Origin of the sequence: Dyella acidiphila, assembly GCF_014863405.1 — a bacterium.
Classification (GTDB): Bacteria; Pseudomonadota; Gammaproteobacteria; order Xanthomonadales; family Rhodanobacteraceae; genus Dyella_B; species Dyella_B acidiphila.
This window is the reverse complement of record NZ_JACZZA010000007.1, coordinates 160936-186374: the sequence shown is the minus strand read 5'-3', so window position 1 is coordinate 186374 and position 25439 is coordinate 160936. Positions and strand designations below refer to the sequence as shown.

At 65.5% G+C, this 25439-nt stretch carries 26 protein-coding genes; 21 read left to right on the top strand and 5 right to left on the bottom strand.

Annotated features, from left to right (window positions below; all coding sequences use genetic code 11):
• Positions 1-18: 18 nt before the first annotated feature.
• Genes IGX34_RS12850 through IGX34_RS12840 form a run of 3 tightly spaced genes read right to left on the bottom strand, consistent with a single transcriptional unit; the run spans position 19 to position 3894 of the window.
• Complete coding sequence (locus tag IGX34_RS12850; RefSeq protein ID WP_192556121.1) at positions 19-1995, bottom strand: transglutaminase TgpA family protein; 1977 nt, start codon at positions 1993-1995, stop codon at positions 19-21.
• Positions 1992-2939, bottom strand: coding sequence for a DUF58 domain-containing protein (locus tag IGX34_RS12845; protein WP_192556177.1), 948 nt, complete (start codon positions 2937-2939; stop codon positions 1992-1994). Before IGX34_RS12845 ends, IGX34_RS12850 begins: the two co-directional genes overlap by 4 nt.
• A gap of 13 nt (positions 2940-2952) precedes the next feature.
• Positions 2953-3894 (bottom strand): AAA family ATPase, encoded by a 942-nt coding sequence (locus IGX34_RS12840; protein ID WP_192556120.1) that lies wholly within the window; start codon positions 3892-3894, stop codon positions 2953-2955.
• Between the two features lie 91 nt (positions 3895-3985).
• On the opposite strand from IGX34_RS12840, the gene IGX34_RS12835 reads away from it, so the two are divergent.
• The gene (locus IGX34_RS12835) at positions 3986-5506 is read left to right on the top strand and encodes a glycosyltransferase family 39 protein (RefSeq protein ID WP_225737431.1); all 1521 of its coding nucleotides are present in this window, start codon (positions 3986-3988) and stop codon (positions 5504-5506) included.
• Here IGX34_RS12835 and IGX34_RS12830 read toward each other — a convergent pair whose 3' ends face one another.
• Together IGX34_RS12830 and IGX34_RS12825 are read right to left on the bottom strand one after the other, a co-directional pair.
• Positions 5507-6091: a Maf family nucleotide pyrophosphatase gene (locus IGX34_RS12830; RefSeq protein WP_192556118.1), complete on the bottom strand. Its 585-nt coding sequence runs from the start codon at positions 6089-6091 to the stop codon at positions 5507-5509.
• Positions 6088-6540, bottom strand: a complete 453-nt coding sequence (locus IGX34_RS12825) for a hypothetical protein (RefSeq protein ID WP_192556117.1) — start codon at positions 6538-6540, stop codon at positions 6088-6090. Before IGX34_RS12825 ends, IGX34_RS12830 begins: the two co-directional genes overlap by 4 nt.
• A 199-nt stretch (positions 6541-6739) precedes the next feature.
• Between IGX34_RS12825 and IGX34_RS12820 the strand changes: the two genes are divergently transcribed.
• The 20 genes from IGX34_RS12820 (at position 6740) to nuoG (ending at position 25437) form a co-directional block, all read left to right on the top strand.
• Positions 6740-7216, top strand: coding sequence for a YceD family protein (locus tag IGX34_RS12820; protein ID WP_192556116.1), 477 nt, complete (start codon positions 6740-6742; stop codon positions 7214-7216).
• Between the two features lie 17 nt (positions 7217-7233).
• The gene (gene rpmF, locus IGX34_RS12815) at positions 7234-7428 is read left to right on the top strand and encodes a 50S ribosomal protein L32 (protein ID WP_192556115.1); all 195 of its coding nucleotides are present in this window, start codon (positions 7234-7236) and stop codon (positions 7426-7428) included.
• 164 nt (positions 7429-7592) lie between these two features.
• Positions 7593-8567 (top strand): beta-ketoacyl-ACP synthase III, encoded by a 975-nt coding sequence (locus tag IGX34_RS12810; RefSeq protein WP_192556114.1) that lies wholly within the window; start codon positions 7593-7595, stop codon positions 8565-8567.
• A gap of 160 nt (positions 8568-8727) precedes the next feature.
• Complete coding sequence (gene fabD / locus IGX34_RS12805; protein WP_192556113.1) at positions 8728-9669, top strand: ACP S-malonyltransferase; 942 nt, start codon at positions 8728-8730, stop codon at positions 9667-9669.
• Positions 9670-9705: 36 nt separating this feature from the next.
• A complete protein-coding gene (fabG, locus tag IGX34_RS12800) occupies positions 9706-10446 on the top strand; it encodes a 3-oxoacyl-ACP reductase FabG (protein ID WP_192556112.1) in 741 nt (246 codons plus the stop codon).
• Positions 10447-10750: 304 nt separating this feature from the next.
• Complete coding sequence (gene acpP, locus IGX34_RS12795; protein WP_192556111.1) at positions 10751-10990, top strand: acyl carrier protein; 240 nt, start codon at positions 10751-10753, stop codon at positions 10988-10990.
• Between the two features lie 198 nt (positions 10991-11188).
• Entirely contained in the window at positions 11189-12427 is a 1239-nt protein-coding gene (gene fabF / locus IGX34_RS12790) for a beta-ketoacyl-ACP synthase II (protein WP_192556110.1), read from the top strand.
• A complete protein-coding gene (locus IGX34_RS12785) occupies positions 12428-13777 on the top strand; it encodes an aminodeoxychorismate synthase component I (RefSeq protein WP_192556109.1) in 1350 nt (449 codons plus the stop codon).
• The gene (pabC, locus tag IGX34_RS12780) at positions 13777-14592 is read left to right on the top strand and encodes an aminodeoxychorismate lyase (protein WP_192556108.1); all 816 of its coding nucleotides are present in this window, start codon (positions 13777-13779) and stop codon (positions 14590-14592) included. Before IGX34_RS12785 ends, pabC begins: the two co-directional genes overlap by 1 nt.
• Positions 14589-15629, top strand: a complete 1041-nt coding sequence (gene mltG / locus IGX34_RS12775) for an endolytic transglycosylase MltG (protein WP_192556107.1) — start codon at positions 14589-14591, stop codon at positions 15627-15629. The genes pabC and mltG overlap by 4 nt, the downstream gene beginning before the upstream one ends.
• A 58-nt stretch (positions 15630-15687) precedes the next feature.
• Complete coding sequence (holB, locus tag IGX34_RS12770; RefSeq protein ID WP_192556106.1) at positions 15688-16623, top strand: DNA polymerase III subunit delta'; 936 nt, start codon at positions 15688-15690, stop codon at positions 16621-16623.
• Positions 16623-17543, top strand: a complete 921-nt coding sequence (locus IGX34_RS12765) for a PIG-L deacetylase family protein (protein WP_192556105.1) — start codon at positions 16623-16625, stop codon at positions 17541-17543. The genes holB and IGX34_RS12765 overlap by 1 nt, the downstream gene beginning before the upstream one ends.
• A gap of 101 nt (positions 17544-17644) precedes the next feature.
• Positions 17645-17998 (top strand): PilZ domain-containing protein, encoded by a 354-nt coding sequence (locus IGX34_RS12760; RefSeq protein ID WP_192556104.1) that lies wholly within the window; start codon positions 17645-17647, stop codon positions 17996-17998.
• A 329-nt stretch (positions 17999-18327) separates the two neighbouring features.
• Positions 18328-18684 (top strand): NADH-quinone oxidoreductase subunit A, encoded by a 357-nt coding sequence (locus tag IGX34_RS12755; protein WP_192556103.1) that lies wholly within the window; start codon positions 18328-18330, stop codon positions 18682-18684.
• Entirely contained in the window at positions 18675-19232 is a 558-nt protein-coding gene (locus IGX34_RS12750; RefSeq protein WP_192556102.1) for a NuoB/complex I 20 kDa subunit family protein, read from the top strand. The genes IGX34_RS12755 and IGX34_RS12750 overlap by 10 nt, the downstream gene beginning before the upstream one ends.
• 11 nt (positions 19233-19243) lie before the next feature.
• On the top strand, positions 19244-19972 hold the full coding sequence (locus IGX34_RS12745; RefSeq protein ID WP_192556101.1) for an NADH-quinone oxidoreductase subunit C: 729 nt from the start codon (positions 19244-19246) through the stop codon (positions 19970-19972).
• 2 nt (positions 19973-19974) lie between these two features.
• Positions 19975-21234: an NADH-quinone oxidoreductase subunit D gene (locus IGX34_RS12740; protein WP_192556100.1), complete on the top strand. Its 1260-nt coding sequence runs from the start codon at positions 19975-19977 to the stop codon at positions 21232-21234.
• Positions 21235-21252: 18 nt separating this feature from the next.
• Entirely contained in the window at positions 21253-21780 is a 528-nt protein-coding gene (gene nuoE, locus IGX34_RS12735) for an NADH-quinone oxidoreductase subunit NuoE (RefSeq protein ID WP_192556099.1), read from the top strand.
• Between the two features lie 10 nt (positions 21781-21790).
• Positions 21791-23116 (top strand): NADH-quinone oxidoreductase subunit NuoF, encoded by a 1326-nt coding sequence (gene nuoF / locus IGX34_RS12730; RefSeq protein ID WP_192556098.1) that lies wholly within the window; start codon positions 21791-21793, stop codon positions 23114-23116.
• Positions 23113-25437 (top strand): NADH-quinone oxidoreductase subunit NuoG, encoded by a 2325-nt coding sequence (gene nuoG / locus IGX34_RS12725; protein WP_192556097.1) that lies wholly within the window; start codon positions 23113-23115, stop codon positions 25435-25437. The genes nuoF and nuoG overlap by 4 nt, the downstream gene beginning before the upstream one ends.
• The last annotated feature ends 2 nt before the right edge of the window (positions 25438-25439 follow it).

Here is a 25439-nt window from a genome sequence, read left to right as displayed (position 1 = left end):
TACATCGTCGCGCTCGGTTTAGACCACGTTGTGCGGTTGGAAATTCCGCACGGCCCGTCTAAACGCACGCAGGGATTCAGGGGGAGGTTCGACATTGGCGTAACGCAGCTCGATATAGCACCTCATCAAATAGTCCAGTTCGCTGCGCTGCCCGGGTATCGCGCGGATGGCGCGGCGAAGGTAGTGTTGCGGCCCTTCGCTGCGTCCGCGGGCAACACCCGCGCGGGCCAGCTTGCGCTCCAGCGCGCGCATGGCCGCCAGCGCCGGATCGCCCTCCGGCCGGCGCCACAAGGCCCATGCCAGGCCGGCGGCACCGAACACCGCCATGCTGACCGCCAGCAGCCTTTCCAGCATGCCGGTGTCAACATCGCGAATGCCGAACGGGGTCAGCATTCCGCGCTGGCGCAATGCGTCAAAACCGATAACGCCTTGGTTCCACCATCGGTTGACGATATCCCAGCGGTTGCGCAGCGATTCCAACACTCCTGATTCGTACCAGGGCAGCAGCTCGTTACCGCCCGATGCCTGCGCACCGAGATTGATGCGTTGGGGGCTTACGGCGGCGGTCGGATCGACGCGCACCCAGCCGCGGCCGTCCAGCCACACCTCGCTCCAGGCGTGGGCGTCGGAATTGCGCACCAGCAGATACTGGCCCATGGTGTTCCAGTAGCCGCCCTGATAACCGGTGACGACTCGGGCAGGGATGCCGGCGGCGCGCATCAGCACGGTGAAAGAAGATGCGTAGTGCTCGCAAAAACCTTCGCGCGTGTTGAACAGGAAATCGTCGATCGCATCATGCCCCAGCGGCGGCGGACCCAGTGTGTAGCCGAATCCGTCGTTGTGGAACATCTGCAGCGCGGCCTGGATGATGGCGCCGTTGTTGCGCCCGAAGCGCTGCCGCCATTGTTCGGCGAGCGCATGCGTGCGCGGATCGAAATCGGCGGGAAGGCGCAGCGCCAGCAGGCGCGTCGCCGGATCCAGCGTGGCCTGCAGCTGGTAGTGCAGGGTGGAGCGCACCGTGTAGTTCAGGGCATCGTTGATCGGCTTGTCCGCAAAGACCTCGCCGTCCGCATACATTTGCGATTGCGCAGGTGCTTGCAGCGGAATGTCCAGGGTGGGCAGCACACGCTGATGCGTGGGTTCGAGATTGATGTGGTATTCGATCGCGTCATGCGCCTGGATGGCGAGGGGCGCATCGTCGAAGTTGTCCAGCCGCTTCCAGTCCTTGCCGTCGTAATTCCACAACACGAAGGCACGGAAGTAGCGTTGTGCCTTGGCCGGCGGCGCACCTTCGAAATTGACGCGCATCGCCGGACTGTCATCGTTCAACAGCTCGGTGAAGTCGCTGGGCGACATCTGGTCGCTGAGACCGCTCACGGCCGCCTGTGCATCGGACGTGCCCCACAGTGGTGAACTCAGCCGCGGCAGGAACACGAAGGCAGCCAGCGCCAGCGGCAACGATGTGCCCAGCAGCAACAGCGCGGGAAGCAGTTGGCGCGGCAGGCTGACCGGTATCTGCGTGGGTTCGAGCGAGCGCCAGGTGCTCAGCGCCGGCAGCAGGCCGAGCGCAACGATCAGGCTGGCCAGCAGATCCTGGCCGAACAGCAGCGCCGCCATCAGCAGGAAACAGGCAAAGGCCGCGGCCACGCGTGCATCGCGCGGCGTGTCGCTTTCCGTCAGCTTCAGGACAAGCAGGCCGGCGGCCAGCGCCGAGCCCGGTTCACGGCCGAACACGTTGCCGTAATGAAGTATGACCGTGGCGACCAGCAGCACCAGCGCCGGCAGCTTCAGCCAGCCGGGTACACGGCCCGGACGATGCTTGTGCTGCCACCAGCGCACGGCCAGCGCCACGCCGAGCACGGCACTCAGCCAGGGCGGCAAATGAGTGGCGTGCACGGCCAGCACGAAGGCGGTGGTCAGGCACAGCAGATCGAAGCTGCGCTCGCCCAGGAACTCATGCACGCGCGGACGCCGGCCAAATAGCGCGAGCGTCATGGCAGCAGCGCCAGTGCGCTCATGCAGCGCGCGTAATGAGCATGGCCGTTGCCCAGCTCGATCACTTCATTGGGCAGCCACAGACTCCATTGACGACCTTGCGCTTGCGCTTCGCCCAGCCAGCGGGCGAGTCGGGAGATGCGCGACTCGTTATCCAGGCCGTGCAGCAGACGCCAATCCAATTGCCATTCCTGTCGCGCTTCGGGTTGTTCGTAGTCCTTCACCAGCAAGGACTCGTGACGCGCGCTGGCTTTCCAGGCGATGTGGCGCATGGAGTCGCCGCTGCGATAGTCGCGCAGTGCGGCCAGATCTTCGCCGCGGTGCAGACGCTGGCGGCGCTGGTCTGCCGCGGGCAGGGTGGGGAACGGTCCGGACAACTCCGGTCGCGGCCACACCAGCACCGCGTAATTTGGATGCATCCAGCTCCAGGCGCGGAACAGGCCGAGCGGCCAGGTGGTCCACACGCGGAACCGCGGCAGGCTCAGCCAGCCGCGCTGTTCGGTGGGCAGACTGAGAATTACGTCCACACGTCCCTGTACGTCGAACGGGCGCGTGTGCTCGGCCAGATCCAGCCGCACGGCCTGGCGCAGTCTGCTTGCCTCGAAATCGAAGGTGATATCGATCGGCTGACCGGCGATGGCATGTCCTGCACGCAGGCCGCGCACGCGCAACCCGTTGAGGGTGCGGAACGCCACCAGCATGCTGATCGCGGTGGCCGCGCCGAGCATGCAGGTGAGCAGCAGGGCGGCGTTGTTGGAGTAATTGAGGCTGCCCACCATCATCACCATCAGCAGCACGGTGAAGGCCAGGCCGAAGCCGGTCGGCACGATGTAGATGCGGCGCCGGTGCAATTCGATCGGCAGTTCTTCCAGGCGCCGGTGGCGGGTAAGCGCCGGCAGGCGGCGCTCCGCCCACTGCTGCAAGCGCTGGAACGGGTCGCGGATCAAGGCGCGCGCGTCAGTCGACTGCGACTTCGTTCAACAAGGTGCGCGCCAGCATCTCGCCGCTGGCGCCGCGTGCGGCGACCAATCGATGTGCGGCAAGCGGCACGAACAAAGCCTGGATATCTTCCGGCAGCACATGGCCACGATCGCTGATCATCGCCCAGGCACGTGCCGCGGCAAGCAGCGACAACCCCGCACGCGGCGACAGGCCCACGCGGATATCCGGATGGCGGCGACTGGCGGCCAGCAGCGCCTGCAGATAATCCAGCAGCGCGGGGCTGGCGGTGATCGACTGCGTCTGTCGATACAGCAGGCTCAGGCCGGGTGCATCCAGTTGCGGGGTGAGGCGGGTGAGCAGGTCGCGGCGGTCGGTGCCGATCAGCAGTTCGCGTTCGGCGCTGGCGTCGGGATAGTCGAGCGACACGCGCAGCATGAAGCGGTCGAGCTGCGAATCCGGCAGCGGGAACGTACCGGCCAGGTCCAGCGGATTTTGCGTGGCCACGACGAAGAAAGGGTCCGGCAGCGTATGCGTCTGACCGTCCACGGTGACCTGCCGTTCGGCCATCGCTTCAAGCAGGGCGCTCTGCGTTTTCGGCGTGGCACGGTTGATTTCGTCGGCCAGCAGCAGGCCGGCGAACACCGGGCCGGGATGGAAACGGAACTGACCGGTCTCGCGCTCATACATGCTGACCCCGATAATGTCGGACGGCAGCAGGTCGCTGGTGAACTGCACACGCTGAAAATCCAGCGCGAAGCTGGCCGCCAGGGCATGCGCAAGCGTGGTCTTGCCGACGCCGGGCACATCCTCCAGCAGCAGATGGCCGCCTGCGATCAGGCAGGTGAAGGCCAGTTTGACCTGGCGCGCCTTGCCGAGCAGCACCTTGTTGACCTGGCCGATGGCGGCATGCAGATGCTGTTGCAGGTTTTCATCACGAAGCGGGGTGATGGCTGACATGAGTTTGAGCAGGGCGAGGATAGGAACGGGGGGCGACGCCAGTGTAGTCGTCGGCCTCGCGCGCTGGCGAGCGGTATTCGTCACGTTCTTCTTGTGTCTGCTCGCCGTGAAGCTGGTGCTTGCCGCGACGCTGCAGCCGCTCGGCGACGAAGCGTTCTACTGGCAGGAGAGCCGCCACCTTGCCTGGGGCTATAGCGATCTGCCGCCCTTTACCGCATGGCTGATCCGGCTGGGCGAGGTGCTGGCGGGGCATGGCGTACTGGGCATGCGCTGGCCGTTTCTGCTGCTGGGCAGCGCGTTGCCGTGGCTGCTGGTGGCGTTCGGCCGCCGCGCCTTCGATGCACGCATTGGCTGGCAGGCGGGGCTGTTGTGCCTGTGCCTGCCACTGGCCGGCAGTCTGGGTGTGATCGCGATGCCGGACGTGCCGCTTACCGTGGCGGGGGCGCTGGCCATGCTGGCCTTGTTGCGCGCAATGGATGAAAACCGCTGGCGCGATTGGCTGCTGCTCGGTGTGGCGCTGGCGGTGTGCTGGATGAGTCATTACCGCGCGGCGATGTTCATCGTCGCCGGCCTGCTGCTGTGCCTGCTGACGCCGCGCGGCCGGCGGCAATGGTCGCGTGGCGGCTTCTGGCTGGCGCTGGGCGTTGCGGCCCTTGGTACCTTGCCGCTATTGATTTCCAACTGGCAGCAGCATGGCGCCGGGCTGGCGTTCCAGCTGTTGCAGCGCAATCCATGGCGCTTCCATGCCGACACGCTGGTGCAGCCGCTGGAGCAGGCGGCTACTTGCACGCCGCTGTTGTATGCCGGCCTGCTGTGGGCGGCCTGGCAGGCATGGCGCCGACGTCGCGAGGGCGGTCCCTGGGATGTGATCGCGGTGCTGTCGCTGAGCTTTGTCGTGATTTATTTCGTGGCCGGGCTGTTTGCCGACGATCAGCGTTTTCGGGTGCACTGGCCGTTGCCCGGTTATCTGCCGCTGCTGGCGGCACTGCCAGCTTTGTTGCGCGAGGTGGCGCAGGGCTGGCGCCGGTTTGCCGTGGCGGCTGGCGTATTGGCGCTGGTGCTACAGCTGATGGGCCTGGCTTATCTGGGCGCGTCCGCTTTTCCCGCTGCAGCACGCTGGCTGGGCGCAGCACGTGCGATGCCCACGGCCTTGATCGGCTGGCAGCAAAGTGCCGCTATCGCCAGGGCGCAACTCGATGCACAGCCGGCGGTGCTGGTGGCGGACAATTTCATGATGGCGGCGGAGCTGGATTTTCAGTTCGATGGCCAGCGCCCGGTGTATACGCTGGACAGCCCGCTCAACGTCAAATACGGGCGCGCACCGCAAGTGGCCTGGTGGGGCAGGAATGAAACCGCGCTACGCCACGACCACGCCGGTGCGGCGGTGTTGCTGGTGGTGGATGAGCATGCGTTGCGCGAGCGCGAACGCGCAGCATGGTTGAAGACCCTGTGTTCGCGCGTGTCGAATCTGCAGCCGCTGCAGCGCCTGGGCATGTTCGACGCGCGCAAGAGCGTTGCGTTTTATCGCGGGCAGGTCGCGGCAGTGGGAGCACCGTTCAACGCTTCGGCCGATTGTGTTGCCTGGCGCAGCGCGGCGGCAGGCGGGGAATGATCAGGGCACGCTGAGGCCGGCATCGCGCAGCAGCTGTGCCAGCGCAATCATCGGCAGGCCGATCAGGGCGGTGGGATCGCTGTTGTCGATGCGCTCGAACAGGCTGATGCCCAGGCCCTCGCACTTGAAGCTGCCGGCGCAATCCAGCGGCTGCTCGCGCTCGATGTAGCGGGCGATTTCCGCGCTATCGAGCTGGCGAAAGTGGACCTGGGTCAGGTCCAGGTGGGTGCGTACCCGGCCGTCGCGCGTATCTAGCAGGCACAGCGCGGTGTGGAAATGCACGCTGTGGCCGGAGCTGGCGCTGAGTTGCGCATGCGCGCGTGCGGCCGAGCCGGGCTTCTCCAGCAGGGCGCCGTCCAGTTCGGCCACCTGGTCCGAGCCGATCACCAGGGCGTCGGGCAGGCCAGCCGCGGCGGCGGTCGCCTTGGCGATGGCCAGGCGCATGGCGCGCATGGCCGGGGCTTCGCCCGGGAGTTCGTCTTCCGGAGTGCCTGGGGCACGCAGTTCGAACTCCAGGCCCAGGCGGTGCAGCAGTTCGGCCCGGTAGCGCGAGGTCGAGCCGAGCACCAGCCGGCGAGCGGTCACGGGGCGGAATCCTGCCGGATATGTTCGCGCATGGCGCTGTCCAGCTCGTTCTGGGCCTGGCCCAGGGCCTGCAGCAGGGGGCGCAGGCGGTCGCGGGTCTGCTGCATGGCCTGGCTGGCTTCGTCCAGTTCGGCCTGGCTGGCGGTGGGGGCGCGGTCGCGGATCCAGATCCGCTGCTGCAGCAAGGCGCGCAGACCGGCGTCCACGGCCTGGGCGGCTTCTTTTTCGCTGGCCGCCGGCAGGTCGGGATTGAGCGACATCACCGCATGCGCCTGCTGCAGCCGGCTGCGGCAGGATTTCAGGTCCCCCTCTACGCGATCGGCCAGGTCCAGCAGGCGCCGCAGGCTGGCCGTGCGCCGGGTCAGGCGGCGCAGTACCGCGACGCCCAGCAGGGCGGCCACCAGCAGGACGAACAGGAGGGCCAGACCGAACGTGAGGTAGTTATTCACTTACAATGCGGGGCTCTGGCGGGCGATGGGGCGCAGTCTGACCGAAGCGCTTCGTTCAGGCAAAGCCGGAAGGTCATTGCCGTGACGCGGATCGCCGCCGGTCCGGATTGAGCTGCCGCGGTTGACTTGACCGGGCCAGAAAACTTACCATTTCGCAGTTATGTCCGCGACACTGCCAGAGTCTGTGGACGCTTGGCGCATGGTTTCGGCGCGGCGTTCGTTCCAAGGGTCACTGCCCATCGCCGCAATGCCTCGCCTCTGCGAAGCACTGGCGGATGATGCAGGTTCGGCCGCGTATGAGCTCGATTTCGGTCGGGACGAATACGGCACGGCATATGTCGATGTCAGGGTTCAGGCGCCTTTGTGGCTGGTCTGCCAGCGCACGCTGGAGCCGTTCATCATGCCTGTCACGGTCAACAGCCGGCTGGGCCTGATCCGTTCCGAGCGCGAGGAATCCGCGTTGCCGGGGGGCGTCGAGCCGCTGCTGGTGGCCGAGGATGACAAGCTGAACCCGATCGATGTGATCGAGGACGAACTGTTGTTGGCGCTGCCGCTGGTGCCGGTCAATCCGGACAGCGTCTTGCCCGAAGATGTCACACGCCCGCCGGCGGAGGTTTCCGTCGATGAGCGCCCCGATAACCCGTTCGCGGTACTGCGCGAACTCAAGAAGAACTGATTAGCTGGAGAACCACCATGGCCGTTCAAAAGAGCCGCAAGACCCCGTCCACCCGCGGCATGCGTCGCTCGCATGACAAGCTGAGCACGGTGCAGCTGGCTACCGATCCGACCAGCGGCGAAGTGCATCGTCGTCACCACGTGACTGCCGACGGCTACTACCGCGGCAAGAAGGTGATCGACACCAACACCTCGGTGGTCGAAGAAGACTGAGCCAGTTCCTGAGCGTGCGCGCTCATGGATCCGGTCCGGCAGGCGGCGCGGTGACGCGCCGCTTTGCGTTCCGGCGTTCGGCAACGTAACGTTGCGGTCTTGGTGTGCCGGGTCATCCGCATGGCGGCTGGCGCAGGGCACCTCCGCTTGCTGATGGATATTCAATGGCCCAGATCTATTCCCGCATCATCGGTACCGGCAGTGCTCTGCCAGAGCGCGTCCTCACCAATGCGGATCTCGAAAAGTTCGTCGACACCAGCGACGAATGGATCCGCGAACGCACCGGTATCCGCCAGCGTCACGTCGCGGCCGATGGCGAAACCACCGGCGACCTGTCCACGCTGGCCGCGCAGCGCGCGCTGGATGCGGCAGGCGTAAAGGCGTCCGAGCTGGACCTGATCGTGCTGGGCACCACCACGCCGGACATCATCTTTCCGTCCACCGCTTGCCTGGTGCAGCACCGCCTCGGCGCCAACGGCTGCGCAGCTTTCGATGTGAACGCCGCGTGCTCGGGCTTTGTGTACGCACTGGGCGTGGCCGACAAGTTCATCCGCAGCGGCGCGTCGAAGAAGGTGCTGGTGATCGGCGCCGAAACGCTGACCCGCATGGTCAATTGGGAAGAGCGCGAAACCGCCGTGCTGTTCGGCGACGGCGCCGGCGCGGTGGTGCTGGAAGCCTCCAGCGAGCCGGGCATCTACGCCACTTGCCTGCATGCCGATGGCGGCCACAAGGAATTGCTGTACAACCCGGTGGGTGTGTCGGTCGGCTTCAAGGACACGACCAATCACGGCGTGCAGATCCGCATGTCCGGCCGCGAAGTGTTCAAGGTGGCGGTGAAGACGCTCGATTCGCTGGTCGAAGAGACGCTTGCCGCAGCCGGCATGCAGGCGTCCGAGCTCGATTGGCTGATTCCGCACCAGGCCAATCTGCGCATCATCGAGGCGACTGCCAAGCGCCTGAACATGCCGATGGAACAGGTGATCGTCACCGTCGACAAGCACGCCAATACCTCGGCCGGCTCGGTACCGCTGGCGCTCGATTACGCCGTGCGCTCGGGCAAGGTGCAGCGTGGCCAGAATCTGCTGCTGGAAGCTTTCGGCGGCGGTTTCACCTGGGCCTCCGCGCTGCTGAAATACTGAGTCAACGATGTGCGAAGGGCGGCCTGAGGGCCGCCCTTTTTTGTTTTATGCGTTGATGGTGCAGCGGTCGTGCTGCCGCCGGCCCGGCGACAAAACGGCTGCGTATGTAAGCCAATGCTGGCACCATTGCGCTCTTCATCTTCAGTGACATGCCTTCCTTATGAGTTCTGCTTCGCTCGCTTTCGTTTTTCCGGGTCAGGGTTCGCAGTCGGTCGGCATGCTGGCCGAGCTGGCGGCAGCGCATGCGGAAGTGAAAGCTGCGTTCGACGAAGCCTCGCAAGGCGCCGGCGTCGACCTGTGGGCGATAAGCCAGCAGGGACCGGAAGATCAGCTCAACCGCACCGAGAACACTCAGCCGGCGCTGCTCGCGGCAAGCGTTGCCGTGTGGCGCGTATGGCACAAGCTCGGTGGTGCGCAGCCGGCGCAGCTGGCGGGCCACAGCCTGGGCGAATACAGCGCGCTGGTGTGCGCCAATGCCTTGTCGCTGCACGATGCCGCCGCGCTGGTGGCCGAGCGTGGCCGCCTGATGCAGGCGGCGGTGCCGCCGGGCGTCGGCGCGATGGCGGCCATCATCGGCGGTGACGATCAACAGATCGCCGAGGTCTGTGCCGAAGTGGCACAGGGACAAGTGGTGGCCCCGGCCAATTTCAATTCGCCGGGACAGCTGGTGATTGCCGGCCACGCCGAAGCGGTGGATCGCGCGCTTGCGCGGCTGGCGGAGCTGGGTGTGAAGAAAGCGGTAAAGCTGGCCGTGTCCGTGCCCTCGCATAGCGCGCTGATGCGCGAAGCCTCGGACCAGCTGGGCCAGCGCATGGCTTCGATTGCCTGGCAGCTGCCGGTCATTCCCGTGGTGCAGAACGCCGAAGCGCGTGCCTACAACTCGCTGGACGATATTCGCGGCGCACTGCAGCGCCAGTTGTACCTGCCGGTACGCTGGACCGAATGCGTGCAGGCGCTGGTTGCCGGCGGCGCCACGCGCATGGCCGAATGCGGTCCGGGCAAGGTGCTGGCCGGTCTGATCAAGCGCATCGACAAGAGCGTCGAGGCGCGCGCCATCGGTGCACCGGCCGAGCTCGACGCCGCGCGCGCCGAATGGGCCTGAGCGCCCACCCGATCAACGATCACAGGAAATCCAAGCATGAGCATTCTGCAAGGTGAGGTTGCACTGGTCACCGGCGCCAGCCGCGGCATTGGCGCGGCGATCGCCGATGAACTGGCGGCCATGGGCGCAACCGTCATTGGCACCGCCACCAGCGAAGCCGGCGCGGCGGCCATCGGCGAGCGGCTGGCTGCGCACGGTGGCCACGGCCGCATGCTCAACGTGACCGACGGCGCCGCGGTGGAAGCGCTGATCGACGATATCGCCAAGCAGTTCGGCGCGGTCTCGATCCTGGTCAACAACGCCGGCATCACCCGCGACCAGTTGCTGATGCGCATGCGCGACGACGACTGGCAGGCGATCCTGGATACCAATCTCAGCTCGGTCTACCGCACTTCCAAGGCGGTGATGCGCGGCATGATGAAGGCGCGCAAGGGCCGCATCATTTCGATCGCCTCGGTGATCGGCCTGACCGGCAATCCGGGGCAGTCCAACTACGCCGCCGCCAAGGCCGGCATCATCGCGTTCTCCAAGTCGCTGGCGCGCGAGATCGGTTCGCGCGGCATCACCGTGAACGTGGTGGCGCCGGGCTTTATCGACACCGACATGACCCGCGGCCTGCCGGAGGAATCCAAGCAGGCCCTGCTGGGCCAGATCGCGCTGGGCCGCTTCGGCGAGGCGGCCGACATCGCCAAGGCGGTGGGTTTCCTGGCTTCGCCGGCCGCAAGCTACATCACCGGCGAGACCCTGCATGTGAACGGCGGCATGTACATGCCCTAAGTCCGGCGAGGACTTACGGGCAGGTTTGGACAGCACGTGCCGGGTGCGAGCCGAGGGCGGAACGCCCGGATCGCCGCGTCGCGTCGTTTGAAACTCGGTGGCCGATTGGGCCACCTGAGACCAGAGGAGTCGTCACGGCCTCCGTTTTAGGCGACAATCGGCGCTTTCGCGTCGGCGCGGATACCGTGGCGGCTTGTTTTGACTGGCAATGTGGCGGCTCAGCAACTTAGCCACTACAATGCCGCGGAATTTGCCGGTGGAAAAACCGGCAAGACAGACACACCCCTTGGGAGGTATTGGCAACATGAGCACCATCGAAGAACGCGTCAAGAAAATCGTCGTCGAGCAGCTGGGCGTGAAAGAAGATGAGGTCACGGCGAACGCTTCGTTCGTGGACGATCTGGGCGCGGATTCGCTGGACACGGTCGAGCTGGTGATGGCTCTGGAAGAGGAATTCGAAACCGAAATCCCCGACGAAGAAGCCGAGAAGATCACCACCGTGCAGCAGGCCGTGGACTACATCAAGGCCCACACCAAGCAGTGATTCGTGGTGCAGCGGCGACGCTGCCAGCGTCCCATGCACGACGAAGCGACACACCGGAAGCTGCGCCATATCGGCGCAGTTTTCGTTTCTGCAAGGTGTAACGTCCGATCACGTATGGTTTGCACGATCGGCGCATCGCGATTTGTGGCAGGCGAGGCTGGATGGCCGATCCTTCCCGAACCAGTAAGGAACTGATCCATGAGCAAGAGACGAGTGGTAGTGACCGGCATGGGTATCATCTCGCCGGTCGGCAACGACATCGCCACCGCCTGGGACAACATCCTCAAGGGCGTCAGCGGCATCGGCCAGGTCACGCATTTCGATGCCACCACGTATGCCACGCGCATCGCTGGCCAGGTCCGTGACTTCGATCCGGCCCAGTGGATTGCGGCGAAAGAAATCAAGAAGATGGATCCGTTCATCCACTACGGTATCGCGGCCGGCACCCAGGCCCTGCGCGACTCCGGCCTGGAAGTGACGGAAGCGAATGCCCCGCGCATCGGCGTGGCGGTGGCGGCCGGTATCGGCGGCCTGCATACCATCGAGCGCACATCGATCGAGCTGCACGAGAAGGGGCCGCGTCGCGTGTCGCCGTTCTTCGTGCCAAGCTCGATCATCAACATGGTCTCGGGCCACCTGTCGATCATGTACGGCCTGAAGGGCCCGAACATTGCCTGCGTCACGGCCTGCACCACCGGTGCGCACAACATCGGCCTGGCCGCGCGCATGATCCAGTACGGCGATGCCGACGTGATGGTGGCCGGCGGCGCCGAGTTCGCCACCACCGGTACCGCCATGGCCGGCTTCTGCTCGGCCAAGGCGATGTCCACCCGCAATGACGAGCCATCCAAGGCTAGTCGCCCGTGGGACAAGGATCGCGACGGCTTCGTGCTGTCCGACGGCGCCGGCGTGCTGGTGCTGGAAGAATACGAACACGCCAAGGCGCGCGGCGCGAAGATCTACGCCGAGCTGGTCGGCTTCGGCATGAGCGGCGATGCATTCCACATCACCGCGCCCAGCGAGGGCGGCGAAGGTGCAGCGCGCTGCATGGAAACCGCGCTGAAGGACGGCGGCATCGATCCGACCCAGGTGCAATACATCAACGCGCACGGCACCTCCACGCCGCTGGGCGACCTGGGCGAAGTGCTGGCCGCCAAGCGCGTGTTCGGCGACCACGCCTACAAGCTGGCGATGAGCTCCACCAAGTCGGTCACCGGCCACTTGCTGGGTGCGGCCGGTGGCGTGGAAGCGATCTTCACCATCCTCGCCATGCGCGACCAGGTGCTGCCGCCCACCATCAACCTCGACGAGCCGGGTGAGGATTGCGATCTCGATTTCGTGCCGCACACGGCGCGCGAAGCGAAGCTCGACGTCGCCATCTCCAACTCGTTCGGCTTCGGCGGTACCAACGGTACCCTGGTTTTCCGCCGCATCTAAGTGGCTGCGATCCAGCGTACGTTTGCCGGCCGGCGCGATCTGCTCGCGCCGGCCGCTGCATTTCCGGCCCGTTATCCGGCCCTGCTTGAGAGCGTCACGCAGGGCAGTGCGCATGCGCGCTATGACATCCTGTTCGCGTTTCCGCAGGCCTCGCTGGCGCTGGGCGCGGATGGCTGCGTGCGCGATGAGCATGGAACCTTACGGCCCGGCCGCTTTCTCGATGCGCTCGATGCAGCCTGGAAGGCCGAGCGCCTGCCGCATGCCGATGATGATGGCCTGCCGTTTCACGGCGGCTGGGTAATGCTGCTCAGCTATGAGCTGGCCGCGGAAATCGAGCCCAGCCTGCGCCTGCGCTATTCGGAGCATTTGCCGGTTGCACTGGCGGTGCGCTGTCCTGCGGCGATCATCGTGGATCACCTGCAGGCGCGCACGGTGTTGATCGCCGAAGCCGGGCACGAAGCCATGCTCGACAGCATGGCTGCGGATCTCGAGCTTGCAGTGTCGATTCCGCCGCTGCCCTTGCCGGCGACGCTGGAGGATGACGAGCCGGCGCTGTTCCTCGATGGCGTGGAGCGCATCCACGAGCATCTGCAGGCCGGCGACGTCTTTCAGGCCAATCTTTCGCGCGCGTGGCATGCGCATTTTGCCGAGGCACCTTCGGCTGCGAGCTTGTATGCCGCACTGCGCCGCGCCAATCCGGCGCCTTTTGCCGGCTTGCTGCAGCATGCGGATTGGGCGGTGGTCAGCTCCTCGCCCGAACGCCTGGTCGAAGTGCGGCGCGGCATGGCGCAGACGCGGCCGATCGCCGGCACCCGTCCGCGCGTGGCCGGCGACGACGACCTGGCACGTATCCGCGAACTCACCGCGCATCCCAAGGAACGCGCGGAGCACGTGATGTTGATCGATCTGGAGCGCAATGACCTGGGCCGCGTGTGTCGCCCGGGCACGGTCGAAGTGAACGAGCTGATGGTGGTGGAAAGCTACGCGCACGTGCATCACATCGTGTCCAATGTGCGCGGCCGGGTGCGCGACGGCGTGACGCCGGGGCAGGTGATTGCCGCGACCTTTCCGGGTGGCACCATCACCGGCTGTCCGAAGGTGCGCTGCATGCAGATCATCGCGGCGCTGGAAAATGCGCCGCGCGGCGCCTACACCGGTGCGCTAGGTTATCTCGACCGCAACGGCGACCTCGATTTGAACATCCTGATCCGCACGCTGACCTTGCATGGGCAGGAAGTGAGTCTGCGTGCAGGCGCCGGCATCGTGGCCGATTCGGTCGCGGCCAAGGAGCTGGACGAAACCCGCGCCAAGGCCCGCGGCATGTTGCGGGCGCTGGGAGTGCCCGGCTGATGCTGCTGGTCAACGGCCAGTTGCAGGACAGCGTGCCGGCACTGGATCGTGGCCTGAGTTACGGCGACGGCCTGTTCGAAACCATCCGTCTGCTGCACGGGCATGCCCCGCTATGGGCCCGGCATATGCAACGCCTTGCGTTCGGATGCGAGCGCTTGCGGATGCCGCGGCCCGATGCGCAGCAACTATGGCAGGAGGCGCTGCAGGCCGCCGATGGGCTGGCGGATGCGGTGCTGCGTATCACGCTTACGCGCGGATCGGGCGAGCGTGGTTATGCACTGCCTGCGATCACCCAGGCTACGCGCATCGTTGCCGCATTTCCGATGCCGCTGATGACAGCCGGCGCTTATTGCGACGGCCTGCGCCTGCATCAGTGCACGACCACGCTGGCCGAGCAGCCCTTGCTGGCCGGCATCAAGCACCTCAACCGGCTGGAGCAGGTGCTGGCGCGGGCGGAATGGAATGATCCGGCGCTGGCCGAAGGCCTGGTCTGCGATCAGCATGGCCGGGTCATCTCGGCGACGGCGGCGAATCTGTTTGCCGTGATCGACGGTGAACTGGTGACACCTTCGGTAGAGCGCTGCGGTGTTGCGGGCGTGGCGCGCGCCGAGCTGCTGCACGCACGGCCGGACTGCCGAGTGCGTGATCTGCCGCTGACCGAATGCCTGCGCGCATCCGAGCTGTTCCTCAGCTCCAGCGTCCGCGGCATCCTGCCGGTTCAGGCCGTCGCCAATACCGTGTACGCTCCCGGCCCGGTGACCCGTGCCGTACAGCGGTACTGGCAGGGGCTCGGTTTTCCGATGGAGCAGGCATGAAGCGAAGCGGTGCACACCTGGGGCGCATTTCCTGGCGCCTGCTGCTGTTGATCCTGGTGCTGGCATTGGCTGGCGTGGCCGCATGGCTCTGGCGCGACTTTTCCCGCTTCGCCGTCACGCCGTTGCGGGTTACGGCCAGCGGCGAAAGCATCGATATCGGGCGCGGCACCAGTTTCAAGGACATCGTCCACCAATTGCGCAGCGAAGGGCTGAGCACTTCCTCGCCGCTGTACTGGCGACTGCTGGCCGAGCGCATGCGCGTGGCAGGGCGGCTGCATGCCGGCGAATACGCGCTGGTGACGGGCATTACGCCGCAGCAGCTGCTGAGCAATATGGCGCAGGGCAAGGTGATGCATCGCGATGTCACCATCGTCGACGGCTGGACCTTCCGCGATGTGCTGCAGGCGCTGGCCAAGGCCGACAAGCTCAAGCACGACACCGCCGGCATGGATAGCGCCGCCATCATGCAGAAGCTCGGTGCGCCCGACCAAAAGCCGGAAGGCTGGTTCCTGCCGGAAACCTACGCCTATGTAAAAGGCGATAGCGACCTGGACGTGCTGCGCCGTGCGCACGACGCCATGAACAAGACGCTGGCGGCATTGTGGGCGCAGCGCGATCCCAATCTGCCGCTCACCAAACCCTATGACGCGCTGATCCTGGCCTCGATCGTCGAGAAGGAAACCGGCCGCGCCGACGAGCGATCCAAAGTGGCCGGCGTATTCGTGCGCCGCCTGCAAAAGAACATGCTGCTGCAGACCGATCCCACCGTGATCTACGGCATGGGCTCCAGCTATGCGGGCAATATCCACAAAAGCGATCTGACCACCGATACGCCGTACAACACCTATACCCGCCTGGGCCTGCCGCCGACGCCGATCGCCATGCCAGGCAAACCGGCGATCGAAGCGGCGCTGCATCCTGCGCCCGGCGATGCGTTGTACTTCGTATCGCGCGGCGACGGCACGCATATCTTTGCCGCCACGCTCGAACAGCAGAATCGCAACGTCGCCTGCTATCAGCTGAAACATTGCCAATGAACCCGCGCGATGCCAGACAGCAGCAACGGGTCGCGCGATCGATGAAAAAGGCCGTCGCATGAGTGTCCCTTCCTGGCACGCCGAACACTGGGCACGCCTGCAGGCGCGTCGCCAGCGCGATGCCTTGCCGCATGCCTTGTTGCTGTGCGGCCCGCGTGGACTGGGCAAGCGTGAATTTCTGCAGCGCTTTGTGCGCGGCCTGTTGTGCCAGCAGCCCAGCGATGGCGATGCCTGCGGCACTTGCCGCAGCTGCCTGCTGTTCCGGGCCGGCACGCATCCGGACTATGTGGCCTTGAGCTACGGCCTGCGCAAGGACGGTGTGCAGCGTTCCGAAATCGTCGTCGACCAGATCCGCCAGCTGTCTGCGCGCCTGGCCAAGGCCAGCCAGTTCGGCGGCTGGCAGATCGCCAGCATCGATCCGGCCGATGCGATGAACGTGGCCGCCTCCAACGCGCTGCTCAAGACGCTGGAGGAACCGGCCAGCCAGACCATGCTGGTCCTGCTGGCGGATGAAGCCTGGCGTATGCCGGCCACTATCCGCAGCCGCTGCCAGCGCATCGATTTCCAGTTGCCGCCCGAGGCGGAGGCGCTGGCCTGGCTGCAGGACGTCGGCGTGCGCGAGCCGCAGGCTGCCCTGGCCGCGGCCGGCGGCAATCCGGGCCTGGCCCGGATCTGGTCGGAAGAGGGCGCGCTGGCCCAGCGCCAGGAGGTACGCAAGGATCTTGCGGCGCTGGCGGCCGGCCGTGGCAGCGCCATGGAGATGGGCAAGCGCTGGCTCGACAGCGTGCCCGAGCAGCGGCTGTGGTTCGCCGCGCAGGCCGTGGCCGATGAAATGCGTGCGCGGGCGGCAGCCCAGACGGGGCCGCTGGCCAGCGGCCTGGATATGGAAAACCTGGTCGCCTGGTACGACGCCGCCAATCGCGCGCGCGAAGCGCTACGCGGACCGCTGCGCGGAGATCTGCTGCTGCTGGAGTTGCTGGGGCGCTGGCGCTGATGTCCGATTTGTCCGTTTCTGCGCAGACCCGTCTGCTGGTCGTGGCGCCGCATCCGGACGACGAAACCCTGGGCTGTGGCGTACTGATACAGCGTGTGCTGGCGGCCGGTGGCGCCGTGCAGGTGCTGCTGCTTACCGATGGCGACAACAATCCCTGGCCGCAGCGCTATATCGAGCGCCGCCTGCGGATCGATGCGGCCGGGCGCCGCCGCTGGGGCGGCCGCCGGCGCGGCGAGGTGCTGCAGGCGATCGCCGCGCTCGGCCTGCCGGCATCCGCGCTGCACGCCATGGGCTGGCCCGACATGGGCCTCACTGCGCTGCTGCGCGACGAGGGATCGCGGGCGATCGCTGCCGTGCAGGCGGTGATGCAGGGCTTCCAGCCGAACCTGGTCAGTTGTCCCGGTCTGCGCGACAGTCACCCGGATCACGGCGCGGCCCATGTGCTTTGCTGCCTGGCCCTGGCCGGCCTGGACCGGCCGCCGTCCCTGTTCGCCTATCCGGTGCACGGCCATGCCGACGCATCGGCCTATCCGGTGTTGGTCGATGCGGCCCCCGGTCAGCAGCAGCGCAAGCTGCAGGCGCTGGCCGAACACGTGACGCAGATGCGGCTGAGTGGCGCCCGCTTGCGTCGGCTCGCGCTTAGTCCTGAGCGGTATATGCAAGTCGAGCGGGCGCCTGGCGCGGCACGTCTGCCCTGGCGTCCGCCGGTGCTGCTGCAGCCCTGGCTGCGCCTGCTGGCGGCCACGCCTGCCGGCGCCGTCGATTTTCGCTGGCCGGATGCCGTCGTGAGTGCGGCGGGGGGCGGCTATCAGTTTCGCTGGCCGCCGGGGCGGCAGCCGCCCGGCCCGGCGTTCGTCAAACTGCATCTGGACTGGCCGTCGCCGTGGATCTTCGACCACTGGGGCTGGCACGCCGTATGAGCGGGCGTTCCGGTTTTTCGGCAAATCTCTTTGCGCGTAGTCGGACGGCTGGTTAGGATGTCGTTCCACACTGCCCATAGCGTCGCTCGACAGGAGCAGGCATGAACCCGGTCGCCGCCCGCCAGGGCATCATCTCGCTGAAATTCAAGGACACGGCATCGCTGTACAACGCGTACATGCCGTTCCTGAAGCATGGCGGCCTGTTTGCGCCCACCGCGCAGCGCTATGCGCTGGGCGACGAAGTGGTGCTGCTGATCAGCCTGATCGACGAAAGCGAGCGCCTCTCGGTGGCCGGCAAGGTGGTGTGGATCACGCCGATCGGCGCGCAGGGCAATCGCACCGCCGGCATCGGCGTGCAGTTCAACGAATCCTCCGATGGCGAAGCGGCCCGCAGCCGCATCGAATCCCTGCTGGCCGGCGCGCTCGGTTCGGAACGCGCGACGCAGACGATGTAACCGTTCCGTGACGGTGTGCCCGGGACCTGCGGCAAAACGGGATTATTTGCGGGGCCGGGCTGATCAATTCGTCGACAAATACATGCCGCAATGGCGTTTTTATTGCACCTAATTGCAATAAATATCCCGTGCCGCGTCCGTTAAGGCTTGTCGGCCCACCCATGCGCGCTGATACAATATCGCGATCCCTGGGCCCGCCCGGTGGATCGTCGAGCACCTGCATTCTGCACGTCAGCGTACAGGGCTGGACAGCCCGCTGAATCGTACTCCGGACCGTTTTGCCCCGACGGTCACTGATGCACCCCCGAGGTGCGGAGGTAAGTTAAACCGTGCTTGCCGAATATTGGCCCGTTCTCCTGTTCATCGCGGTCGCCGCTGGAATGGGTATCGTCCTCGTCACGCTGGGCCTGCTGGTCGGCCCGCGTCGTCCCGAATCCGAAAAGCTCTCGCCGTACGAATGCGGCTTCGAGGCTTTCGAGGATGCGCGCATGCAGTTCGACGTGCGCTATTACCTCCTCGCCATTCTCTTCATCATTTTCGATCTCGAAATCGCCTTCCTGTTTCCGTGGGCGGTGGTGTTCAAGCAGATCGGCCTCACCGCGCTGATTGAAATGGGCTTGTTCCTGTTGCTGCTGGTGATCGGCTTTGCCTACGTGTGGAAGAAGGGAGCGCTGGAATGGGAGTGATCTCCGCCATTGACCGGGTGATGCACAACCCGCAGCCGTTGAACGTGGTGGACGACATTCTGCGTCCGGCCGGCGACAACCCCGTGATCCAGCGTGGCGTGGTCACCACCTCGGTCGACGCGCTGATGAACTGGGCGCGTACCGGCTCGATGTGGCCGATGACCTTCGGCCTGGCCTGCTGCGCGGTGGAAATGATGCATGCCGGCGCCGCGCGCCTGGACCTGGACCGCTACGGCGTAGTGTTCCGTCCCAGCCCGCGCCAGTCCGACGTGATGATCGTAGCCGGCACCCTGGTCAACAAGATGGCCCCGGCGCTGCGCAAGGTCTACGACCAGATGCCCGACCCCAAGTGGGTGATCTCGATGGGCAGTTGCGCCAACGGCGGCGGCTATTACCACTATTCGTATTCCGTGGTGCGCGGTTGCGACCGCATCGTCCCGGTAGACATCTATGTGCCGGGCTGCCCGCCCACCGCCGAGGCGTTGATTCACGGCATTTTGCAGTTGCAAAAGAAGATCCGTCGTACCAGCACCATCGCGCGTTCCTGAAAGGCGTCGTCATGAGCGAAACACAAACGAACTCGCTGGCCGAGCGCCTATCTGCGCGATTTGGCGATCTGCTGAAGGTCAGCGTCGCGCACGGCCAGACCACTGCGGAAGTGGCTGCTGCGAACCTGCTGGCCGTCGCCACCGCTTTGCGCGATGAGCCCGGCCTGCGCTTCACCGAAGCGGTCGACCTCTGCGGCGTCGATTACCTGGGCTACGGCCAGACCGAATGGGATACCACCGACGTCTCCAGCACCGGCTTCTCGCGCGGTGTGGAAGGCGAGGCGCTCGGCCGTTTCAACTGGGCCGATCGTCCGCGCGAGGTATCCATCCCGCGCCGTTTCGCCTCCGTGGTGCATCTGTTGTCGATCGAGCTCAACCAGCGCCTGCGCCTGCGCGTGTTTTGCGAAGACGACAGCCTGCCGGTAGTGCCGTCGTTGGTGCACACCTGGCCGGGCCTGAACTGGTTCGAGCGCGAGGCGTTCGATCTGTTCGGCATCATCTACGACGGCCATCCGGATCTGCGCCGCATCCTTACCGACTACGGTTTCGTCGGCCATCCGTTCCGCAAGGACTTCCCGCTGATCGGCAACGTCGAAGTGCGCTACGACACCGAGCAGAAGCGCGTGGTCTATGAACCTGTTTCGATCGAACCGCGCGTGCTGGTCCCGCGCGTGATCCGCGACGACGCCGACCTGATCCAGGCCAAGGCAGAAGCCGCCGACCATTGGCGGGAGAACTGAGCATGTCCGCGCAAGAAATTCGCAATTACACGATGAACTTCGGCCCGCAGCATCCTGCTGCGCACGGCGTGCTGCGCCTGGTGCTGGAGATGGACGGCGAAACCGTCGTGCGTGCCGACCCGCATGTCGGCCTGCTGCATCGTGGTACCGAGAAGCTGGCCGAATCCAAGCCGTTCAATCAATCGATCGGCTACATGGATCGCCTCGACTACGTGTCGATGATGTGCAACGAGCACGCCTACGTACGCGCCATCGAGACCCTGATGGGGATCCAGGCGCCGGAGCGTGCGCAGTACATCCGCACCATGTTCGACGAGATCACCCGCATCCTGAATCATCTGATGTGGGTCGGTTCCAACGCGCTCGACCTGGGCGCGATGGCGGTGTTCCTGTACGCCTTCCGCGAGCGCGAAGAGCTGATGGACTGCTACGAGGCAGTCTCCGGCGCGCGCATGCATGCCACCTACTACCGTCCCGGCGGCGTGTACCGCGATCTGCCCGGCAAGATGCCGCAGTACCGCGAGTCGCCCTGGCACAAGGGCAACGACCTGAAGCGCCTCAACACCTGGCGCGAAGGTTCGATGCTCGATTATCTCGACGCGTTCACCGCCGACTTCTTCAAGAAGGTGGATGAATACGAAGAGCTGCTCACCAACAACCGTATCTGGAAGCAGCGTACCGTCGGCATCGGCGTGGTCTCGCCGGAACTGGCCCAGCAGTGGGGCATGACCGGCGTGATGCTGCGCGGCTCGGGCATTGCCTGGGATCTGCGCAAGAAGCAGCCGTATGCCAAGTACGCCGAGATGGATTTCGACATCCCGGTCGGCGTGGGCGGCGATTGCTACGACCGCTACCTGTGCCGTATCGAAGAGATGCGCCAGTCCAACCGCATCATCCAGCAGTGCGTGAAGTGGCTGCGCGCCAATCCCGGCCCGGTGATGGTGGAAAACTTCAAGGTCGCGCCGCCCAAGCGCGAGGCCATGAAGGAAGACATGGAAGCGCTGATCCACCACTTCAAGCTCTTCACCGAAGGCTACGGCGTGCCGGCCGGCGAAACCTATGCGGCGGTGGAAGCGCCCAAGGGCGAGTTCGGCTGCTACCTGGTTTCCGATGGCGCGAACAAGCCGTTCCGCGTGCACCTGCGCGCGCCGGGCTTCGCCCACCTGTCGTCGATGGATGCCATCGTGCGCGGCCACATGCTGGCCGACGCCGTGGCGGTGATCGGCACCTATGACCTCGTGTTCGGCGAAGTCGATCGCTGAGTCCGGAGGAAAGAATCTATGAAAGTCACCGGTAATTACGAGCAGGTCAAGCACGTCGATCCGCTCGTCGTGCTCAGCGAGCACACCCGTCATCACATCGATCACTGGCTGGGCAAGTTCCCGCCGGATCGCAAGCGCTCGGCGCTGATCCAGGCGCTGTTCGCGGCGCAGGAACAGAACCACGGCTACCTCACCGATGAACTGATCACCGCGGTGGCCAGGTACATCGATGTGCCGGCGGTGTGGGCCTACGAAGTATCCAGCTTCTACTCGATGCTGGAGACCAAGCCGGTCGGGCGCAACAACGTCGCCGTCTGCACCAACATCTCGTGCTGGCTCAACGGTGGCGAGGACATCCTGCGCTACTGCGAGAAGAAGCTCGGCATCAAGGCCGGCGAGAGCACCGCGGACGGCCGCGTGTATCTGAAGAAAGAAGAAGAGTGCATCGCTGCCTGCGTATATGCGCCGGCGATGACGGTCAATGGTCACTACCACGAGCGTCTCACGACCGACAAGGTCGACGAGATTCTCGACGGTCTGAAATAAGGGCAGGGCAATGGCAGTCGGACCCGCACCCCAGGAACACCAGGTCGTCTACACCACGCTGCATTTCGACAAGCCGTGGGCGATGGACAGCTATGAGCAGATGGACGGCTACAAGGCGTGGAAGAAGATCCTCGCCGAGAAACCCGATCCCGCCTCGATCGTCGAGATCGTCAAGAACAGCAATCTGCGCGGCCGCGGCGGCGCAGGCTTCCCGACCGGCCTGAAGTGGTCCTTCATGCCCAAGGGCAACATGCAGAAGTACATCCTCTGCAATTCCGACGAATCGGAGCCCGGTACCGCCAAGGACCGCGACATCCTGCGCTACAACCCGCATTCGGTGATCGAAGGCTTGGCGATTGCGTGCTACGCGACCGGCTCGACGGTGGCCTACAACTATCTGCGCGGCGAATTCCATCACGAGCCCTTCGAGCATTTCGAAGAGGCGCTGAAGGAAGCGTATGCGGCCGGGCTGCTCGGCAAGAACATCCAGGGCACCGGTATTGATGTCGATATCTACGGCGCGCTCGGCGCCGGCGCCTACATCTGCGGCGAAGAAACCGCGCTGATGGAATCGCTGGAAGGCAAGAAGGGCCAGCCGCGCTTCAAGCCGCCGTTCCCGGCCAACTTCGGCCTGTACGGCAAGCCGACCACGATCAACAACACCGAAACCTATGCGTCGGTGCCGGCGATCCTGCGCAACGGCGCGGACTGGTTCCTCAACCTGGGCAAGCCGAACAACGGCGGTCCGAAGATTTTCTCGGTGTCCGGCCACGTCAACAATCCGGGCAATTTCGAGATCCGTCTCGGCACCTCGTTCAAGGATCTGCTGGAACTGGCCGGTGGCGTGCGCAACGGCAACAAGCTCAAGGCAGTGATTCCCGGCGGCTCTTCCATGAAGGTGCTCAACGCCGAGGAAATGATGGCCAGCACCATGGACTACGACTGCCTGCAGAAGGCCGGGTCGGGCCTGGGCTCCGGCGCCGTGATCGTGATGGACGAGACCACCTGCATGGTCAAGGCCTGCCACCGCATCTCGCAGTTCTATCACGCCGAATCCTGCGGCCAGTGCACGCCCTGTCGCGAAGGCACCGGCTGGATGTTCCGCGTGCTGACGCGCATCGTGGAAGGCAAGGGTACCCAGGACGACCTGCATCGCCTGAAGGCGATCGCCGGCCAGATCGAGGGCCACACCATCTGCGCATTCGGCGAAGCCGCCGCGTGGCCGGTGCAGGGCTTCCTCGCCAAGTTCTGGAATGAATTCGAATATTACGTGCAGCATGGTCGCTCGATGACCGAAGACCAGCTTGCCGGTAACCTCCGTGGAGTTGCTGCATGAGTGCGCAGCCAGCCAATACCGCGCCGGATCTGCTGAACATCGAGATCGACGGCAAGCCCACGCAGATCCGCAAGGGCGCGATGATCATCGAGGCGGCCGACGCCATCGGCATCGCGATTCCGCGCTTCTGCTATCACCGCAAGCTGCCCATCGCCGCCAACTGCCGCATGTGCCTGGTCGACGTGGAAATGGGCGGCCGTCCGATGCCCAAGCCGCAGCCGGCCTGCGCCACGCCGGTGGCCGAAGGCATGAAGGTCACCACGCGTACCGAAAAGGCGCTGAAGTTCCAGCGCGACGTGATGGAGTTCCTGCTGATCAACCATCCGCTCGACTGCCCGATTTGCGATCAGGGCGGCGAATGCGAGCTGCAGGACGTGGCGCTCGGCTACGGCCGCAGCGTGTCGCGCTATACCGAACGCAAGCGCACCATCGCCGACGAAAATCTCGGCTCGCTGGTCGCCACCGAAATGACCCGCTGCATCCAGTGCACGCGCTGCGTGCGCTTCACCAGCGAGATCGCCGGCACCTACGAACTCGGCGGCATGAGCCGTGGCGAGAACCTGCAGATCGGCACGTATATCGGTAAAACGCTGGAAACCGAGCTGTCGGGCAACATCATCGACGTCTGCCCGGTCGGCGCGCTGACCAACAAGCCGTTCCAGTTCAAGGCGCGCGCCTGGGAACTGATCGCCAAGCCGTCGATCGCCTATCACGATGCGCTGGGTTCGAACCTGTGGCTGCACAGCCGCCGCGGCGAAGTGCTGCGCACGGTGCCGCGCGACAACGAATCCATCAACGAATGCTGGCTGTCCGACCGCGACCGTTACAGCCACCAGGGCCTGTACGCCACCGATCGCGTGCGCACGCCGCAGGTGAAGCGCAACGGCCAGTGGCAGGGCACCACCTGGGAAGACGCACTGTCGGTTGCCGCCGAAGCGCTGAAGAGCGTGCAGGGCAACGACCTGGGCGTGCTGGTGCATCCGTCCACCACCAACGAAGAAGGCGATCTGCTGGTTCGCCTGGCACGTGGCCTGGGCAGTGCGCATATCGATCATCGCCTGCGCCAGCTCGATTTCGCCGACAACGCCGTGGCACGCCAGTTCGGCATGCCGGTGGCCGACGTCGACAAGGTGAAGGCGGCGCTGCTGGTGGGTTCCAACCTGCGCTATGAAATGCCGCTGCTCAACCATCGCCTGCATCAGGCGGTGAAGAAGGGCGCCAAGGTGTACGCCGTCAATCCGGCGGAATTCCAGTTCAATTACAAGCTGGCCGGTGAAGCGATCGTTGCGCCGCACGCGCTGGTCGATGCGCTGCTCTCGCTGGCGAAGGCCGCGGTGGCTGCCGGTGCGACCGCGCCTGCCGCACTGGCCGATGCGATCAACGCTGCGGCCAACGACCAGGGCGACGCCGATGCGATCGCCGCACTCAAGTCCGGTCATGCGGTGGTGATCCTGGGCGATGCGGCCATAACGCATCCGCAGGCTTCCTGGCTGCGCAGCATCGCGCGTTTCATCGCCGAAGCGACCGGTGCCGCCTACAACGAACTGCCCAGCGGCGCGAATGCGCTGGGCCTGGCCAAGGTCGGCGTGCTGCCGGGCAACGGCGGCCTGAATGTGCAGGGCATGCTGGCCCAGCCGCGCAAGGCCTACGTGCTCTACGGCGTGGAATTGCCGCACGACTTCGCCGACGGCACCGTGGTGACCAACGCACTGCACGGCACCCAGCACATCGTGGCCTTCGCCGCGTTTGCCAGCCCGGCCTTGCTCGACGTGGCCGACGTGATCCTGCCGATCGGCCTGCTGCCGGAAATCGAAGGCACCCTGGTCAATGTCGACGGATACGCGCAGAGCGTGGAAGCCGGCGCCAAGGCTCCGGGCGATACGCGCCCCGGCTGGAAGGTGCTGCGCGCACTCGGCGGCCTGATGAAGCTGGCCGGTTTTGAATTCGACGATATCGCCGGCCTGCGCAGCGGCATTGCGGAAGGTCAGCCGGCTGCAACGCAGCAGCTGGCCGAGCGCAAAACCGCGCAGGGTCTCAGCCGCCTGGCCACCTGGCCGATCTATCGCAGCGATGCGGTGCTGCGCCGGGCCACGGCGTTGCAGGCGCATCCGCTCAACCGTGCCGCTGCTGCACGCGTGAACGCGGCCGAAGCGCAGCGCCACGGCCTGAGCGCGGGCGACCAGGCCAAAGTTGCCAACGTCACGCTGCCGGTGGTGATCGATGCTTCCGTGCCGGATGGCGCCGTGTGGATTGAGGCTGCCCACGACCAGACCGCGACGCTGCCGCCTTACGGCGCGGCCATCACCTTGAGCAAGGCGTAAAT

What these genes read in the sequence shown, in the direction of transcription:
- IGX34_RS12850 (WP_192556121.1), bottom strand. Translation starts at nt 1,995, where the DNA reads ATGACGCTCGCGCTATTTGGCCGGCGTCCGCGCGTGCATGAGTTCCTG.
- IGX34_RS12840 (WP_192556120.1), bottom strand. Translation starts at nt 3,894, where the DNA reads ATGTCAGCCATCACCCCGCTTCGTGATGAAAACCTGCAACAGCATCTG.
- IGX34_RS12820 (WP_192556116.1), top strand. Translation starts at nt 6,740, where the DNA reads ATGGTTTCGGCGCGGCGTTCGTTCCAAGGGTCACTGCCCATCGCCGCA.
- rpmF (WP_192556115.1), top strand. Translation starts at nt 7,234, where the DNA reads ATGGCCGTTCAAAAGAGCCGCAAGACCCCGTCCACCCGCGGCATGCGT.
- IGX34_RS12810 (WP_192556114.1), top strand. Translation starts at nt 7,593, where the DNA reads ATGGCCCAGATCTATTCCCGCATCATCGGTACCGGCAGTGCTCTGCCA.
- fabD (WP_192556113.1), top strand. Translation starts at nt 8,728, where the DNA reads ATGAGTTCTGCTTCGCTCGCTTTCGTTTTTCCGGGTCAGGGTTCGCAG.
- fabG (WP_192556112.1), top strand. Translation starts at nt 9,706, where the DNA reads ATGAGCATTCTGCAAGGTGAGGTTGCACTGGTCACCGGCGCCAGCCGC.
- acpP (WP_192556111.1), top strand. Translation starts at nt 10,751, where the DNA reads ATGAGCACCATCGAAGAACGCGTCAAGAAAATCGTCGTCGAGCAGCTG.
- fabF (WP_192556110.1), top strand. Translation starts at nt 11,189, where the DNA reads ATGAGCAAGAGACGAGTGGTAGTGACCGGCATGGGTATCATCTCGCCG.
- pabC (WP_192556108.1), top strand. Translation starts at nt 13,777, where the DNA reads ATGCTGCTGGTCAACGGCCAGTTGCAGGACAGCGTGCCGGCACTGGAT.
- mltG (WP_192556107.1), top strand. Translation starts at nt 14,589, where the DNA reads ATGAAGCGAAGCGGTGCACACCTGGGGCGCATTTCCTGGCGCCTGCTG.
- holB (WP_192556106.1), top strand. Translation starts at nt 15,688, where the DNA reads ATGAGTGTCCCTTCCTGGCACGCCGAACACTGGGCACGCCTGCAGGCG.
- IGX34_RS12765 (WP_192556105.1), top strand. Translation starts at nt 16,623, where the DNA reads ATGTCCGATTTGTCCGTTTCTGCGCAGACCCGTCTGCTGGTCGTGGCG.
- IGX34_RS12760 (WP_192556104.1), top strand. Translation starts at nt 17,645, where the DNA reads ATGAACCCGGTCGCCGCCCGCCAGGGCATCATCTCGCTGAAATTCAAG.
- IGX34_RS12750 (WP_192556102.1), top strand. Translation starts at nt 18,675, where the DNA reads ATGGGAGTGATCTCCGCCATTGACCGGGTGATGCACAACCCGCAGCCG.
- IGX34_RS12745 (WP_192556101.1), top strand. Translation starts at nt 19,244, where the DNA reads ATGAGCGAAACACAAACGAACTCGCTGGCCGAGCGCCTATCTGCGCGA.
- IGX34_RS12740 (WP_192556100.1), top strand. Translation starts at nt 19,975, where the DNA reads ATGTCCGCGCAAGAAATTCGCAATTACACGATGAACTTCGGCCCGCAG.
- nuoE (WP_192556099.1), top strand. Translation starts at nt 21,253, where the DNA reads ATGAAAGTCACCGGTAATTACGAGCAGGTCAAGCACGTCGATCCGCTC.
- nuoF (WP_192556098.1), top strand. Translation starts at nt 21,791, where the DNA reads ATGGCAGTCGGACCCGCACCCCAGGAACACCAGGTCGTCTACACCACG.
- nuoG (WP_192556097.1), top strand. Translation starts at nt 23,113, where the DNA reads ATGAGTGCGCAGCCAGCCAATACCGCGCCGGATCTGCTGAACATCGAG.